Genomic DNA, 15,749 nt, shown 5'->3' with positions numbered 1-15,749 from the left:
GGCTTTACATGGCACATGGTGTAACAGTAAATGAGCAAGCAACATCGGTACTATCACCGGCGCAAGTCGCGTCAGCGATTCCTGTCGTTGTTGGTACGGCTCCGGTCAATTTATGTAAGGCGACAACGTTACCTGTTAACGTTCCGATCCTGGCCTATTCGTTTGCTGAAGCAGTTGGTAAGCTTGGCTATTCGGATGATTTTGCATCGTATAGCTTGTGCGAGGTTATGGATTCGCATTTCCGTCTTTTTGGTTTATCGCCAGTCATCTTTATTAACGTTCTCGACCCCGCAGACCACAAGACAACAGTCGCTCCGGCAAGTGCTCCGGTAGCAGCTGGCGTTTTGAAACTTTCGGTAAAAGGCGTCATGCATGCGAGTGTCATCGTTAAATCATCCGATGGAGTCACGCCGTATGCCAAAGATACGGATTACACGCTAGCGTTTGATAATGATGGAAATACGATTGTGACTCGTAAGTCAACCGGTGCAATTCCGGCGAATGCAACTGCATTGCAGGTAGGATACGACAAGCTGAATCCTGCTGCTGTAGATGCTGCGGATATTATTGGCGGCGTGGACGCTGGGACGGGCAAACAAACGGGCTTGGAGCTTATTAATCAGGTGTTCCCACGGTTTGGTGTAGTTCCTAGTTTAATTTTAGCTCCTGGTTACTCAACCGATCCGACCGTCGCGGCGATTATGGTTGCAAAGGCAGGTAATATTAATAGCCATTTCAAAGCGATCGCGCTAACGGACATCCCGTCCACTGTTGCCGGAGCGGATGTTTATACGGAAGCACCTGGGTGGAAAAACACGAATAACTATACAGCGATTCGCCAAATTGCTGCATGGCCGAAAGTTGCGATCGGCAGCAAGCAGTATCATTTATCTACTCAAATCGCCGGGACTATCGGGGCTACAGATGCAGCCTATAACGGCATTCCATATGCTTCCCCATCTAATAAGCCGCTTAAAGCAAACAGTGCAGTCTTAGCAAATGGGTTAGAAGTGTATCTCGGTCCCGATCAAGCCGCTTATCTCAACGCTAACGGCATTGTGACGGCTCTTAACTTTATTGGGGGATGGAAGTCATGGGGCAACCATACAGGCGCTTCTCCGGCGAATACGGACGCCAAGGATGCTTTCATAGCCATTAGACGCATGTTTGATTGGATTGCGAACAGTATCGTCCTGACGTATTGGCAGAAGGTCGATGATCCAACCAACAAACGCTTGATTGAGACGGTGACGGATAGCATCAATATTTGGCTCAATGGTTTAACGTCGGTTGGGGCGTTGCTGGGTGGCCGTGTAGAATTTAATGCCTCCGAAAATCCTGTAACGGATTTACTAGGGGGCATTATTAAATTCCACGTCTATTTGACCCCTCCAGGGCCGGCACAAGAAATGAATTTTATACTGGAATACGATTCGAGCTATCTCGGTTCGCTATTCGGATAGGAGCTGACGAATGAAGATACCTGAAAAAGTTACGAATTACTCCGTATACCGTAATGGATCGGAGTTTTTGGGGACGGCAGACATTGAACTGCCGTCCTTTGAATCGTTGTCGGAGACTATTAAGGGGGCAGGTATTGCGGGTGAGATCGACAGCCCGACAATTGGTCATTTCGGGGCATCGTCCGTAACGATCAACTGGCGGACAATCGACCCTGCATCTATCTCGCTATTAGCGCCAAAGCAGCATGCGCTTGATTTTCGGATTGCGAGCCAAACATTGGATTCGTCGACTGGTCTGTATTCAAGCGCTCCAACAAAAATCTCTGTCCGAGGAATTCCAAAGAATTTGAATCTCGGCAGCTTGGAGGTAGGGGCTACTACCGGAACGAGTAACGAGCTCGAGGTGACCTATGTCAAGATTATTGCAGGCGGTAAAACGATCTTAGAGTTGGATAAATTCAATTCGATTTTCATTGTAAATGGCGTTGACTATCTCGCCGCAGAGCGCGCAGCTCTCGGTAAATAAGGGGAAATGAGCAAATGAATGAAAAACAATATGTATTGAAAAAGCCGATTGAATTTGACGGTGAAACAGTAACTGAAATCGTTCTTGATTTTGATTCACTCGAATCGGACGATATCCTTTCAGCTGAGCGCCAATTCAAAACCGAGAGCAAGGAATTCGTTCCGGTTTTGGAGGTCGCAAAGGGATATCTGGCGCATGTTGCTGCAAGAGCCGCAAAACAACCCGTCGAATTTATTCGATGCTTGAACGCAAAGGACTTTTCTGCGGTAACGATGTTGGCACAAAATTTTTTGCTAGGCTAGGGATAGCCGAAGAGGGAGGGCTGCTACTGCTGCGAAAGCACATAGCAGCCCTTTCTCGCTCTTTGAACACGCCTATGACCTATTTTTTAAGTGTCCCTATAGGCGAGCTTCAGGAATGGGCAAAGGCGGCCCAGCAGCCGAAAAAGAGGTGATTTATGGCTGGTAAAGTATACAAGATAGCTTTTGAGCTAGCCGCGAAGCTGGAAGGAAGTTACACGTCGGGCATGACGCGAGCGTTGCACGATTTAAGCGAATTGGAACAACGAGCACGTGAGCTGAATGCCATTCGCATATCCGGTGACATGGTTAGACCGCTGCGGGATGGCTTGCAGGACCTCGAGCGTCATTTCCGTGATATTCGTTCCAATCCTGTTCCTAACGGTATGTTTGGAAACATGAATACGGAGCTGCGCGAAGCGGTTGCGAATTCAAGAGCTCTCCTACAAAACCTTCGCCAAATCAGCACCATTCGCATGCCTGGTAACATGTTCGGAAACGACATGCAAAGGTATTTAAGAGAAGTGCAGGACCTTGAACGCCGCATGCGTGATTTACAAGATGCAGGCGGTCCATCAGGTGGTGGAGGTGGAAGTGGAGGTCCTTCGGGTGGAGGAGCTGGCGGCGGTGGTGCGCTAGTTGGTGGCGTCGCGGTTATGGGCGGCGCAGCATTAGCGGCAGGAGCTGCAATTGGTCTTGCTGGTGCAGCCACCTATTCATTTGCTGACGAGTACAGCACAGCGATGGCTCAAATCCAAGCTTCAACCGGAGCAACAGAGACTGAGATGAGCGATTTCAGCAATGTCGCCAAAAACATTTACAATCAGGCTATCGGTGAGAATTTTTATGATATTGCTGAATCTTTGAGCCTAGTGGAACAAGTCACGAAGCAATCGGGTGCTGCGCTGGAGAGTACCACTCAAAATGCCATAGCATTCCGTGATACATTTGGTGAAGACGTGACAGAAAGTGTCAAGGCAGCTGATACGATGATGAAAAACTTCGGAGTAACCAGCGACCAGGCATATAACCTTCTTGCGCAAGGTGCTCAGAATGGTTTGAATAAGTCAAACGAGCTCCTAGATAGCGCGAATGAATATGCACCACACTTTTCCACACTTGGATTCAGCGCAGCTGAAATGTTTGATACCTTTGGCGCCGGCTTAGAAGCTGGCGCTTTTAATTTGGATAAGGTTGGGGATGCCGTTAAGGAATTCAACATCCGATCGAAAGATATGTCCAAAACCAGTGTGGATGCTTACAAATCACTCGGTATGAATGCTAAAAAAATGTCAGCAACATTTGCTGCTGGCGGCCCCGCCGCACAAGAAGCTTTCCGTACTGTAGCAGCCGCTATTTCTTCAATCGAGGACCCGGTGAAAAAGAACGCGATCGGCGTAGGTTTGTTTGGTACGCAGTTTGAGGATTTGGAAGCTGGAGTAATCGAGGCAATGGGTACTGCCCGTAGTCAGTTTGATATGACTAAGGACAGCATGGGCGAAATTACTAAAATAAAGTACGACACGATTGGTAAGGCATTTCAAGGCATTGGCAGACAGCTTCAAACGGGTCTGCTGCTTCCCATTTCTAATGCTGCGCTGCCAATGTTGGAAAAGTTCAGTGGGTTTCTAGCGGAAGCAATGCCTGGCATTCAAGCTGCTTTCTCGAAGGTAGGTGCTGCAATCGGTCCTGCGGTTGACAAAATATCTGGACTTGTTTCGGGCATTTGGGACAGCTTCAGCGGCGACGGTGAAAATGCTGCGGGAATCGGTTCATACATCGAAAATTTGACTGGTATGTGGACAACGTACAAGGATAATGTTCTGGCTATTTGGGACACCATTCAGCCGCATGTGATGAGTGTTATGGGTTCTATTGGCAAGATAATCAAACAATTATTTCCCGTCATCGTATCGATTGCAAAGGTGTTTGTTCAAGTGGGCACAAAGATTATAGCGACGATTATGCCGATCGTAGGCTACATTAATTCAAAACTTTGGCCCGTGTTATCGAATATATTTACTTTCCTCGCCAAAGATGTCATGCCGGCTATATCAGGCGTTATCGCTGCAATATTACCGAAAATCATGATTGTTGGTGATAAAATCGCAGAGCTATTTACAGCAATTTGGGGCATCATCAAGCCGATTGTCGATGGCATATTTGATGCGTTTAACTTTGTATTCCCGATCATACAGTCGATTGTATCCAATGCGATAACAGCGATTGGCGGTGTACTAAGTGGTCTATTCGACGTGTTGGGCGGAATCATTGACTTTATCACCGGTGTATTTACGGGGAATTGGGGTAAGGCTTGGGAAGGTGTACGAGGCATATTCGAAGGCATATTCGACGCACTAGGATCTGTTCTGACATTTCCGATCAATCTTGCAATCGATGCAATTAATGCCGCCATTCGAGGCATCAACAAGGTAAGCATTGATGTGCCAGATTGGGTACCAGGTATTGGCGGTGAAACATTTGGTGTAAGCATACCCGAAATTCCGAAAATCGGCGGATATGCTGATGGAGGATATGTCACACGGCCAGAGCTCGCTTGGGTCGGTGAAGGAAAATCGAATGAGTGGATTATTCCTGAGAATAATAGCCAGCGTAGCCGTGACTTATGGCATTCAGCGGGATCTTCGATGGGCTTGACCTCACCTTCATCAACTGAAAGTGGTGATTTCTATTTCTCGCCAACCTACAATTTCTATGGTAGCGCCGATAAAGAAGCGGTACAGCAAATGGAAAAGCGTACCCGTCGTGATTTTGAACAAGAATTTAACGCGTTTAAGGCACAACAAAGGCGGGTGGGCATGGCGTGATCTATACAACCACTCAAGGCGACTCATGGGATATGATCGCATACAAAATATATGCGAATGAGAAGCTCATGCTTTTGTTGATTCATGCAAATCAGGCGCACGCTGCAACGGTTATCTTTTCAGCAGGCATTGAATTGTCGATTCCGGATGCACCTGCTGAACTGCCGGATCAGCTGCCGCCGTGGAAGAGGTGAGGTATGCAGCAAGCACGTAGTGCTGAAGTGATTGTAAATTATAATGGCAAGGATATAACGGCTGATCTTGCAGACTCTCTGATGGATCTTAGCTACATGGATAACCCTAGCGGCCAATTGGACGACCTTCAACTGACTTTAGAGGACCGAGAGCGTAAATGGCAAGGTGCATGGAGCCCCGCGGCGGGCGATACCATTAAGGCATCCATTCGAACCATCAACTGGAACGGTCCGAATGAATCAAAAACGTATCCGTTAGGCTTGTTTGAGGTTGATTCAGCCACACTGAATGGGCCGCCTGACACGGTACAAATTAAAGCCTTGTCCATACCGGCGGGAACATCGGCGAGGCGCGAAGTACGTTCAAAGGCTTGGGAGAAGATCACTCTCAAAGCTATTGCAAAGGATATTGCAAATCGCTCAAAACTCTCATTACTCTACGATGCACCGGATAACCCTTCTTATGATCGAATCGATCAAGCGGAGAAATCAGACATGTCCTTCCTGCTTGATCTTTGCACGAAAGAGGGGATTGCTCTAAAGGTTTCATCGGGCAAATTGGTGCTGTTTGACGAGGCTGAATACGAACGTCGTTCTACTGCTGCTACGCTCACTAGAGGGATTGATTCTATCATAAGCTATTCATTCGGCTGGAGCTTAACAGATGCGGCTTACCGGGCCTGTCAGATTGTTTATAGTGATCCCGTTAAAAAGAAAGATGTGAAAGTGCTCTACACACCGCCTGGAGCGCCTTCGAGCGGCCCTCTGCTTAAGATTAATGAAAGTGTAAAGTCACAGGCAGAGGCTCGAAGGATTGCCCGAAATCGTTTGCGTGAAGAGAATAAGAATTACGGTCGCGCCAGCTTGCAGCTTGCGGGGGATATTCGCATGTCATCGGGCTTGACCATTCAGCTATCTGGCTGGGGGCGTTTTGACGGAAAATATATCATAGTTAGCGCCTCACATTCGGTAGGCAGCAGTGGTTATAGTACGAGCATCGAAATTCGCAAAGTATTGAGGTGGTAACATGACTCTATTAAAAAGTATGATTCGGTCGGGAATCGTTTCATCAATCAACGCTCAGCGATGCACGGTACGCGTTACGTTCCCTGATGTGGATGGTCTGGTCAGCGACGAGCTGCCGCTATTATTGCATACAGGTATGTTTGCAATGCCGGCGGTTGGGTCGAGTGTATTATGTGTGTTCTTGGGAAATGGCATTAGTACGGGATTCTGTCTTGGCACATTTTATACGACAGCTGACACGCCTCCATCGAATCAGGTGAAGCAATTCGGTATGTGGTTTCCGGATGGCAGTCATGTTTACTATAGTCCGGTCGACGGTATTCTTCATGTAAAACCGATGAGTAAAGTTAAGATTGACGGCGATCTCGAGGTTACGGGTACGATCAACTATGGGGCGTTGTTTCCATGATAGGCTCCTTTGGAAAAGTTGTATTTGTAGCTACACCAAAGACGATCCGCACGTTTACTGATTTTAGTCGATCAACTGCTGGTCGATGGGCGAAACATGAAATCATCGGTAAAAAACCACTCACCCAGCGTATTGGCCCTGGACTGGATACCATTAGTTTTAATATGCGATTTGATGCCGGATACGGATTGAACCCGCGTAAGGAATTGGATGCGCTTGTCGCCTTAGAGCGTGAAGGTAAGGCTGTAGCGCTAACGATAGGCGGTAAGGGCATAGGCACGGGATTGTGGGTTATAACGTCTCTCTCGCAAACCTGGGATGTTCTAGACAAGAACGGGAATATCATTGTCGGTAATGCCAGCCTATCCATAGAGGAATATGTGGCGGTGAACAAAAAATGATTGAAGTGAATGACGTGCCGGTACCCATAAACTTCAGCCCCAACCTAGCTGAAGAAATAACACAAAATGTGAGGACAATCATCAAGACCGTGCAAGGCAGCGTGCCTTTTGATAGAGCTTTTGGTCTTGATTCTAGTGTGTTAGATGAGCCAACACTCATAGCTCAAGCACGCTTAACGGGGTTGATAACAACTGCCATTCAGACTTATGAACCTCGCGCAATCGTCGTTCAGGTCTCATTTGAATCGGATGACCAAAACGGCATGATCAAGCCGATCGTTCAAATTGAAATTATAGAAGAGGTGGTCGAATAATGGCCCTCGTAGAATTACCCGAATTTGAATTCGTGAGTACCGATGTGACGGATACAGTAGACAACTTAATTACTTCTTTTGAGGCTATCAGCGGTCGCGCAATTTATCCAGGCGATCCTATACGCCTCTTTTTATTGTCTATAGCGTCCATCATCGTCCAGCAGCGGACTTTAATCAATCTTACGGCCAAAGCGAACCATCTACGGTATGCGCCGAGCGGCATCCTAGACGAAATGGGGTATTTTACCGAAACGACTCGCTTTCCTGCAGCGGCTGCTACAACGAATGTTCGTTTTACATTATCTGTTGCACAAACCTTTGCAGTCGGTATCTTGGCTGGTACAAGAGTATGCAATGAAGGAGATCCCAAGCGATATTTTGCTACTCACAGCTACGTTGAGGTCCCCGTTGGAGCGAGCTTCGTTGATGTGGAGGTAACTTGTACAGAGGCAGGTGAAATCGGGAACCGTTATAAACCTGGTCATCTGACTCAGATCGTTGATCCGATAGCTTATGTTGCCTCTGTTGTTAATCTAACGGAGAGCTGGGGCGGGACCGATGAGGAAAACGATGATGCTTATCGGGAACGTATACGAACAGCGCCAGAAGCCTTTTCCGTGGCCGGACCGATCGGCGCTTATCAGTATCTCGCGAAGACAGCCAGTTCTTCGATTGTGGATGTTGCTGTGCATTCGCCTGCTGCCGGAGAGGTTGTCATCGTACCGCTCCTGAGCGGTGGAGTGATTCCGAATGCAGACGTTCTTGCTTCGGTGGAGGCAATCGTCAGCGACAAAACTAGGCGACCGCTTACGGATTTGGTGACTGTATCTGCTCCTGAATCAGTGAGTTATGTCATCAACCTAACCTATTGGATCGATCGCGAACGAGCTGCCGAAGCATCCGGCATTCAAACGGCTGTAACTAAAGCGGTAACGGAATATATCCTTTGGCAAAAATCGAAGCTTGGGAGGGGAATAAATCCTTCCGAGCTTATTCGTCGTATTATGGCTGCTGGTGCATATCGCGTAGATGTAACCTCGCCAACGCATTCAAGTATAGGTGAAACGGAGGTTGCGATAGCAAGTGGAGCGGTGACGGCGATATATGGTGGTTTGACCGATGATTAATATTCAAACGGCCAGCATCATGAACCTGTTGCCGTCCAATCTTCAAGCAGACCCTGCGATAACAGCTGCGGCTCATGCTATTGATAACGAGCTGCAGAATGTCACGGAGGCGATCTTCAAACTCTGTTATTTTAATCGTTTTGATGATTTATCATCTGCCGAGACGGACGAGCTCGCTTGGCAATGGCACGTCGATTTTTACGACCCAACGTTGCCGCTCGAGAAACGCCGCGAGTTGGTCAAACGCAGCTATGCATGGCACCGAAGAAGAGGAACACCTTCAGCGGTGGAGGAAGTTGTATCCGCAGCGTTCGATTCCGCAGAAGTAAAAGAGTGGTTTGATTACAGCGGCCAACCTTATCATTTCAAAGTCGTGACACGTGAAATGATTACAGCCGAGAAGTTTGAGAAAGTGGAAAGGGCAATCAATTCGGTTAAAAATGCTCGTAGCGTACTGGATGATATCGAGGTAAATCGAGATTTTAAAGATTCGATTGAAATTAGTTCATCATTCAGCCGACTAAGTTACCCGTTCCAAGCCTTCGCGGGGTCGCAGACCTTTGCAGGTACGAAGTACGGCGGACCGACCGTTGTTATGATCCCGCCAAATCCGGTTTACGATAACGGAACGCTGGAAGCGAGCAGCACGCTCGAAACGAAGAAGCAGGAACCATATAGTATAACAGGGCTTATTTATGCGGGAACAAGTAGAGCCGACATTCCTGCCATTATCAAACCGGACGATCAGGCTGCAGCATACGAAAATAGCCTAACAGAAAGTCAAACATATAGCGTAACAACGAAAGTCTATAAAGTTGTTGGCACCATACATGCAGGATCGGGGGAAGTGATCTAATGGCTATAACAACAGGAACGCACCAGAAAATGAAGGATTGGTTTAAGGGGCTAATATCACATGGAACCTACACGATAGGCAGTGTAGTCAAAACGATGCCGGTACATTCGTTAGCGCTTGTAGGCGACGTTATCACATTGCAATTTTATTTGGATGATTCGGTAAGTGGCTCGATTACAAGATTTCAAGTCATCGATACAGCGGGCGCCGTATTCGACGATCAGCCCGAAAGTATCACGAAGCCAGCTATTAACGGGCTGCTTATTACATTCAAATACACCCTTAAACGGGTATAGGGGGCTTAATCGATGCAATATACAAAAACAGACTGGAAGGACCATATCGTAGACAGCGGGGGAACGGTAGTTCAGCAGGGTACACCATTAAGTGCTGGAAACCTGATTAAGCAAGAAAAAGCAATAAAAGACGCTACGGTATTCCTTGCGTCAGAACTAGCTTCTCAGTCCGCTCATAGTGGAGTATTGGATCATGTAGCAGCTATACGTTCCACAATTAATGGGGGAGTAGGAAGTCCGGGCGAAATCCAAGTGCCTGACGCACCGAACATGGTAGTTACTGTAAATCAAATAGGGCTGCGGGCTTTTAGCGCCTTAATTGCGGGGAACGTCTTATTTATTGATAGAATTAATTATGTGGGGGTTAACCCGTTTAACTTCGCCGTTCTGCCCAACGCTCCTGCGGCAGGCGAACGCGATGACCTGGTATTCTTGGAAGCTTGGCGCGACCAATTGACGCAGGACTGGCAGACCCGTCTACGGACCGTACCAGGAGTAGACTTCAAGACTTATCCAGAAGGTTTATCAAATTCAACAACTATTGCCGATGGAACTAAGCTTACCGCGCAGGGCGGTAATACGGCACCTACTACGTATACCTCTGACCAAATTAGTATGTTTTATAGTTACGTATCAAGAAATATTTCAAGTATAACAGGTAAGAAGGTATCCCTAAACGACGTAGGATTATATGTCGCTGGGGACGGCAGCGACACAGCAAAGGGCAACCTTAAGACTTACGATGGATATGTATACGCGATTCCACTTTTTAAAATAAACCGCCGCAATACGACCGCTTATAGCGCAAATAATGCGAATGGCGCTCAACTTTTCGAAGCTGCTCCGGGAAGTCTTACGGTATCAACAATAGGCTCGTATACGTGTACTTACGGAGGATCCCCGGATGCGGATATGGATGCCTATTGGTCTTCGAAAATTGGAAAGAAATTCTTCGATTATTCGGTTTTTGCTAACCCTATTTTCGCTTACGGCGCCATGCTTACAGCCGTGAATACTACGACTAATACGTTAACTTTCGATAAGCCCATGCTTGGAGGAACGGGCCGTTTAGTTGGAATAGCATCGGATCGACCGGATGGTCTTTTTTCTAACATCGTTGACGAACGCGACATTACAGACCTACGCCATAAAGTGTACCTTACGGCGCCAAGCTTCAATCAATTGCTGATTGACGGAACGGACCAACTATTACGGGGAGCTTCCCAGGCAGAACGTCGAAAAGCTATGCGTAAAACGTACGTCGGTATACGTAAAACACCGCTGGACGCTAACCATGTTTTCTATGCTTCGTATGACGGTACCGCAGTAGCCGAAGTAGGGGGCGCGCCGAGCGACGCAGGAGCAAAGACATTTACACCTGGAATAACTGGCGCAGCGCTTAAAGGTATTGCGAAGTATCCCGTAAATATTGCTCTAAATATGCCGTTTACTATAGACGCCTGGCTTAAAAAATCAGACGTTCTGGACTGGCAGAATATCGTAGCCCTGGTAGACGGTGATGGTAAACAGATAACCCTTTACTATAACGGTACATCGGGCTTGGGTATCCATATAAAACATAATAACCAGCACGCATACGCGGGAATAAAGCGCGAAGATTTTCCTAACGTCCTTTTCCATTTACGGGTAGTAGTCAAAGCAAACAGCTACGACGTCTATCTTAACGGTGTATTGAAAAAGACGACCGCCCTATTCGTCCCAAATGGAGGTATTAACGTAACGACCGTCGTTGTAGGTTACAACTACGATACATTGACTAATACCGCTTACCCACTGGGCGTAAATGACCTGGCTATTAGTAACGTAGACAGGGGATCGGTATTCGCGTCGCTTCCCGCTGATTATATCGCAGGCTACGCAGACGTTACGTCAGCGCTAAACTACCAGCGTCGTATTAACAGCGACGTATTGACTTCTCAGAAATCCTATGCGGTGGCGAAGGTACAGAACCAAACGCAGGAGCGCGGCGTAACGGTAACGAAAGGCGCGGGCGTAAATACCGCGGCCTGGGAAGCTGGCGACAAAATTAAGGTAAAGGGCCTAGCTGGGGAAATTATTGGGGGCGTAATTGACAGTGACACCGCGCTGGCTAGGGTAACAGGGATCGACGAAACGGGCGCGAAGGACGTTCTTATTGTAGACGACGTATCGAAACTAGCCGTAAACGATGTTGTTAGGCTCTTTTCGCCTACCGCTAACGACGTTACTATATCCGCGACCATAACAGCTATAGACGCTCCTAATAAAAGGGCTACGACTGACGCTACAGGCTTTATGGCGGGCCATGTTGGGTACTATCTAATCGAAACAACCACCAGCACGTCAAGTCCTGTAGTACGCGCCATTATCGCAGGTGTATCGACTACGGTACCGGGAACCTGGGCAAGCTTGGGAACGAACGAAGCCGAAGTAACCCTTGGTACGCTGCCTGGCGGCCTTGACATCGAAGAAATCATTATCGAATACAGCCTTAACACGCCCGCCGGCCAAGGTGGGCTATTCCAGGTTTATACGAATATCCTAGCAGGCGAAGCTAACGGTAAGAAGCTGATAAAGGGCAGTTTGGCAATAATGGACGACTTCGTAGGTAAGATCGCAGGTAGCACGACTGTAAACCCTAATAAGGCGTACAGCGCAGTAGGTGCAGCGTTGGCAACACCGTCGGCTCCAGGCGCGGAATTTAGCCAAGCAGACTACGATGCTATTAAGCTATTGGATAATTCCCTCAAGGTAACGACGACCAGCGTAAACGGGGAAAAGGCACAGAATGTGATTGCAATCGACGCGATAAGGGAGTGGGAAGATAAATACGGGCGAATTCCTGGCTGCTATACTGTGGCCGAGAAGGTGACCTGGCTACGTGCCGGTAATGTGGCTAAACTCACATTCAATATACACGCATATGGCGTAGGACCAGGAGGGAATAAAGTTTCCCTCCTTTTTTGGAACCCTACGGGCGTAGCAGCCACACCTAATGACACCTGGCGCGATTCTTCGAAAGTAACTACTACTAACAGTGTTGTGACTAAATTATCTATTGTTGCCGCTGATACGGTATCTAACTTTCATGGAAACCCTGCTAACCTAATAGATAGTGCAGGTTACATTTATTACATGGCTCACGCTGAACCGTCGGACGGGGCAACAGCTTCGACTCTTTATGTAGACCAGATAAATATCGAATTTACAGTCGTCTCGAAAACGGGATACGATACGCTGGTACCCGAAAACCCGCGCCGCGACGCTGGACTTGCTGGCGTGCTTTACGTACGTAGGCAGACCCGCGAAATCGAAAGCTTATTTACTGGCAACGACGAGGATAACGGCATTGTCATTATTGGGGACTATGTTCCAACGCAGGAAATATCTACGGCGACCCTGTCGGGAACGCGGGACGTATTACTAGGTGTACAAGGTTTCGTTCTAACCGCAGGGACAAATAGGGCATACGATAGTTCGGGTAATATAGCCTACGCGAACGCTATAGCCCGATTACTGGGGCCTGATAACGCGCTTAATTACCAGGTAGACCCACAAGCGCTGGCTTCTAATTCACCATATAATGTAGGTTCAACCGCTGGCGTAATTCGTTACTGGTACCCAGATTTACCATTTGGCGGGGGTGCAGCGACTACAGTATATACCGACGGTATTCCTGCATGGGCGGTAAACGTGGCTGAATTCTTGTCGGGAATGCCTCGCCTGATTGAGTACAACGGGGAAGTCCTGCTGTATATCGAATTAAGAAAACGCAGCGAACTATCTGGTACAGGTTTGGGTGGCGCTGCTACTGGCAAGAGGTACTTCCGCCTGCCAGGTCGACCGCTAATCAAACTATAAGGGGGAACGCGAACGATGGATAACGTAGTATTTAATAGGCATGATCATATGGTAGTGGGGCTTAACCGCCCCGCTTTAAATCCCGGCGAATATTCCGTACAGCTGCCGTACGAAATCAAACTAGCGAAAATAGTAACGACTATCGACGGTGAAAAGCACAAAACTAACGACCAGGGACAGCCACTATATAAAGATAACGTAGTGGTAGACGACCAGGGCGTAGATTCCTTCGATGAAGTAACCGAAGCCCTTAAAGCTACCGCATGGGAGGAACGACCGAATAACTACACATTGGTAAATGCTGACGGCACGAGCGAAACGACCACGGTTACGGCATTGGTACCGACCGAATGGGAGGAACTGCAGCCCATAATGATACCGAATGAAGTTACGACACACGTAAGTTTCTTGGAATCTCCAACACTGTTCACTTATGATGAGGTCTTGGCCGCGAAGATCGACAGCTTTCAAGGACAATATGAACGCGACCTTGTTCACTATGACGAAGACTTCTTACTATCTAACTTCGCCGACGAACTAGCAAGCCATGCGGCCAACATGGGCGATGGTATTATGGCTCTGCACCCAGGTATCGGCAACTGCCGAACGGTGAAGCTAGCACTGAGGAAATCAGCCCAAACTATCCAGTTATATCTGGAATCGCATCCCGGAGTTAAGGCCGAGATCGGGGCTACGTCTACTACATTCGTAGAAGTTGTTGAGGGAATCGCGGAGCTGCCAGCTCCGGCAACTGATGTTTATGTTCGATTCACGAACACTACAGATAAATACCGCGACGTTTACGCCTTCGGAATTTTGGTTTAAGCGAAAAGCTCAATCAGCCCCGTACCTAGCGGGGCTTTTTTTAATGGAATTTAAAAATATCAATAAGAATCTGAGGAGATGGACAAAGATGACGAAACAATTATTCTCGTTCGAATTTACACCTGACAAGATTTTCGCAGCAGGAATCGGAGCTGCTGTTGCTCCATGGATTGATTCGATCTATGGAGAGGGACGGTTGATTCCAATCGGACTCTTGATTGTCGCAATCATTTTAGATTGGATGACAGGCATTGCAGCTTCGCTAAAGGACAAGACGTATAGCTCTGAGTATGGGAGGCACGGCATTTTACGAACATTATTCCTTCTAGCGTTTCCTGTACTGGCAAACCTTCTAGATTTGATGATGGGTACTCCTGGACTGCTGTTCTATGCTATAACACTTGGTTTGGTTTATCACACATGGCAGTCCCTTACGGCGAATGCCTATCGCGCAGGATGGGGAAAGTGGATTCCGGAAACGGTCGTAAAGTACATCGACAGCGAGCTGAAGGCAAAAGTAGATCGAGCTTCCCAACGAGGAGCCGGTACGGAAGGAACGAATAAGCATGGTTAATTATACGATTGACCACATATCAAGAGGGACGGCCTTTAATCGCCGTCCTGCCATTGGTATGACTGCGACGACTTTAACCATACACAACACAGGGAATCCTTCCAGCACAGCTAAGAACGAGAGGGATTGGCTATCAAACTTGACGAATGCACGTACTGCTTCCTTTCACATTGTCGTGGATGAGTACGAAGCCATCGAATGCCTACCGTTGATCGAAAACGCCTGGCACTCTGGCGATGGTAATGGCAGCAAGAGCGGCAACCGAACATCAATTGGCATAGAGATATGCGAGAGCGGTGACTATGCGAAGACGCTCGAAAATGCAGCGGAGATGGTAGCAAGCATGCTCGCGGCTCGCGGCTGGGGTGTTGATCGGTTGCGGCGTCATTATGATTGGAGCGGAAAGGTTTGTCCGCGCTTGATGTTCAGCGGCGGCAGCTGGGCGGGATGGATTGCATTTAAAAAAATGGTTGCAGCTAAGTTGCAACCCAATATTGAGGAGGATCAACCAATGACAGCAACAGAAAAAAGGGCGTTTGAAGATTTGACGAAATTAGTCAAAGAGCAAGGAAAACAGCTGGATGAGTTGAAACAGCTTGTGCCGGCTCCTGCTTGGTTTGGTAAGGAGTTCAAGAATATTGATTTAGGCAGCATCATTCATGATCCAAAATTCACCGAGGAAGGCTGGCGTACGCTTGCTGTTTCATTACGTGCTCTGATTATGACTCAATAACCAATTACGCTAGTAAA

The 15,749-nt window shown here is 47.8% G+C and carries 16 protein-coding genes; all 16 read left to right on the top strand.

What is annotated here, in order from left to right; translation table 11 throughout:
• Positions 1-8: 8 nt before the first annotated feature.
• The 16 genes from AC2TDN_RS10090 (at position 9) to AC2TDN_RS10015 (ending at position 15,732) form a co-directional block, all read left to right on the top strand.
• Complete coding sequence (locus AC2TDN_RS10090; RefSeq protein WP_484687857.1) at positions 9-1,463, top strand: phage tail sheath family protein; 1,455 nt, start codon at positions 9-11, stop codon at positions 1,461-1,463.
• Positions 1,464-1,473: 10 nt separating this feature from the next.
• On the top strand, positions 1,474-1,989 hold the full coding sequence (locus tag AC2TDN_RS10085; protein WP_484687856.1) for a phage major tail tube protein: 516 nt from the start codon (positions 1,474-1,476) through the stop codon (positions 1,987-1,989).
• 14 nt (positions 1,990-2,003) lie between these two features.
• A complete protein-coding gene (locus AC2TDN_RS10080; protein ID WP_484687855.1) occupies positions 2,004-2,291 on the top strand; it encodes a phage tail assembly protein in 288 nt (95 codons plus the stop codon).
• A 155-nt stretch (positions 2,292-2,446) separates the two neighbouring features.
• Positions 2,447-5,116, top strand: a complete 2,670-nt coding sequence (locus AC2TDN_RS10075; protein ID WP_484687854.1) for a phage tail tape measure protein — start codon at positions 2,447-2,449, stop codon at positions 5,114-5,116.
• Positions 5,113-5,310 carry a tail protein X gene (locus AC2TDN_RS10070; RefSeq protein ID WP_484687853.1) on the top strand — a complete coding sequence of 66 codons (198 nt, stop codon included), beginning with the start codon at positions 5,113-5,115 and terminating at the stop codon, positions 5,308-5,310. The genes AC2TDN_RS10075 and AC2TDN_RS10070 overlap by 4 nt, the downstream gene beginning before the upstream one ends.
• A 3-nt stretch (positions 5,311-5,313) precedes the next feature.
• Positions 5,314-6,336, top strand: a complete 1,023-nt coding sequence (locus AC2TDN_RS10065; protein ID WP_484687852.1) for a phage late control D family protein — start codon at positions 5,314-5,316, stop codon at positions 6,334-6,336.
• A 1-nt stretch (position 6,337) separates the two neighbouring features.
• Positions 6,338-6,745: a phage baseplate assembly protein V gene (locus tag AC2TDN_RS10060; RefSeq protein ID WP_484687851.1), complete on the top strand. Its 408-nt coding sequence runs from the start codon at positions 6,338-6,340 to the stop codon at positions 6,743-6,745.
• Positions 6,742-7,146 (top strand): phage tail protein, encoded by a 405-nt coding sequence (locus AC2TDN_RS10055; RefSeq protein ID WP_484687850.1) that lies wholly within the window; start codon positions 6,742-6,744, stop codon positions 7,144-7,146. Before AC2TDN_RS10060 ends, AC2TDN_RS10055 begins: the two co-directional genes overlap by 4 nt.
• Positions 7,143-7,460, top strand: coding sequence for a GPW/gp25 family protein (locus AC2TDN_RS10050; RefSeq protein ID WP_484687849.1), 318 nt, complete (start codon positions 7,143-7,145; stop codon positions 7,458-7,460). The genes AC2TDN_RS10055 and AC2TDN_RS10050 overlap by 4 nt, the downstream gene beginning before the upstream one ends.
• The gene (locus AC2TDN_RS10045; RefSeq protein ID WP_484687848.1) at positions 7,460-8,587 is read left to right on the top strand and encodes a baseplate assembly protein; all 1,128 of its coding nucleotides are present in this window, start codon (positions 7,460-7,462) and stop codon (positions 8,585-8,587) included. Before AC2TDN_RS10050 ends, AC2TDN_RS10045 begins: the two co-directional genes overlap by 1 nt.
• Entirely contained in the window at positions 8,580-9,443 is an 864-nt protein-coding gene (locus AC2TDN_RS10040) for a phage tail protein I (protein WP_484687847.1), read from the top strand. The genes AC2TDN_RS10045 and AC2TDN_RS10040 overlap by 8 nt, the downstream gene beginning before the upstream one ends.
• On the top strand, positions 9,443-9,739 hold the full coding sequence (locus AC2TDN_RS10035; protein WP_484687846.1) for a hypothetical protein: 297 nt from the start codon (positions 9,443-9,445) through the stop codon (positions 9,737-9,739). Before AC2TDN_RS10040 ends, AC2TDN_RS10035 begins: the two co-directional genes overlap by 1 nt.
• Before the next feature lie 12 nt (positions 9,740-9,751).
• Positions 9,752-13,600, top strand: coding sequence for a LamG-like jellyroll fold domain-containing protein (locus tag AC2TDN_RS10030; RefSeq protein ID WP_484687845.1), 3,849 nt, complete (start codon positions 9,752-9,754; stop codon positions 13,598-13,600).
• A 15-nt stretch (positions 13,601-13,615) separates the two neighbouring features.
• A complete protein-coding gene (locus AC2TDN_RS10025; protein ID WP_484687844.1) occupies positions 13,616-14,425 on the top strand; it encodes a hypothetical protein in 810 nt (269 codons plus the stop codon).
• 88 nt (positions 14,426-14,513) lie between these two features.
• Positions 14,514-14,999 carry a phage holin family protein gene (locus AC2TDN_RS10020; RefSeq protein WP_484687843.1) on the top strand — a complete coding sequence of 162 codons (486 nt, stop codon included), beginning with the start codon at positions 14,514-14,516 and terminating at the stop codon, positions 14,997-14,999.
• Positions 14,992-15,732 carry a peptidoglycan recognition protein family protein gene (locus tag AC2TDN_RS10015; RefSeq protein ID WP_484687842.1) on the top strand — a complete coding sequence of 247 codons (741 nt, stop codon included), beginning with the start codon at positions 14,992-14,994 and terminating at the stop codon, positions 15,730-15,732. The genes AC2TDN_RS10020 and AC2TDN_RS10015 overlap by 8 nt, the downstream gene beginning before the upstream one ends.
• The last annotated feature ends 17 nt before the right edge of the window (positions 15,733-15,749 follow it).

It is taken from the genome of Paenibacillus sp. Y660 (assembly GCF_057221575.1).
The sequence above is the reverse complement of the archived record's forward strand: the minus strand, read 5'-3'. Positions and strand labels throughout refer to the sequence as shown.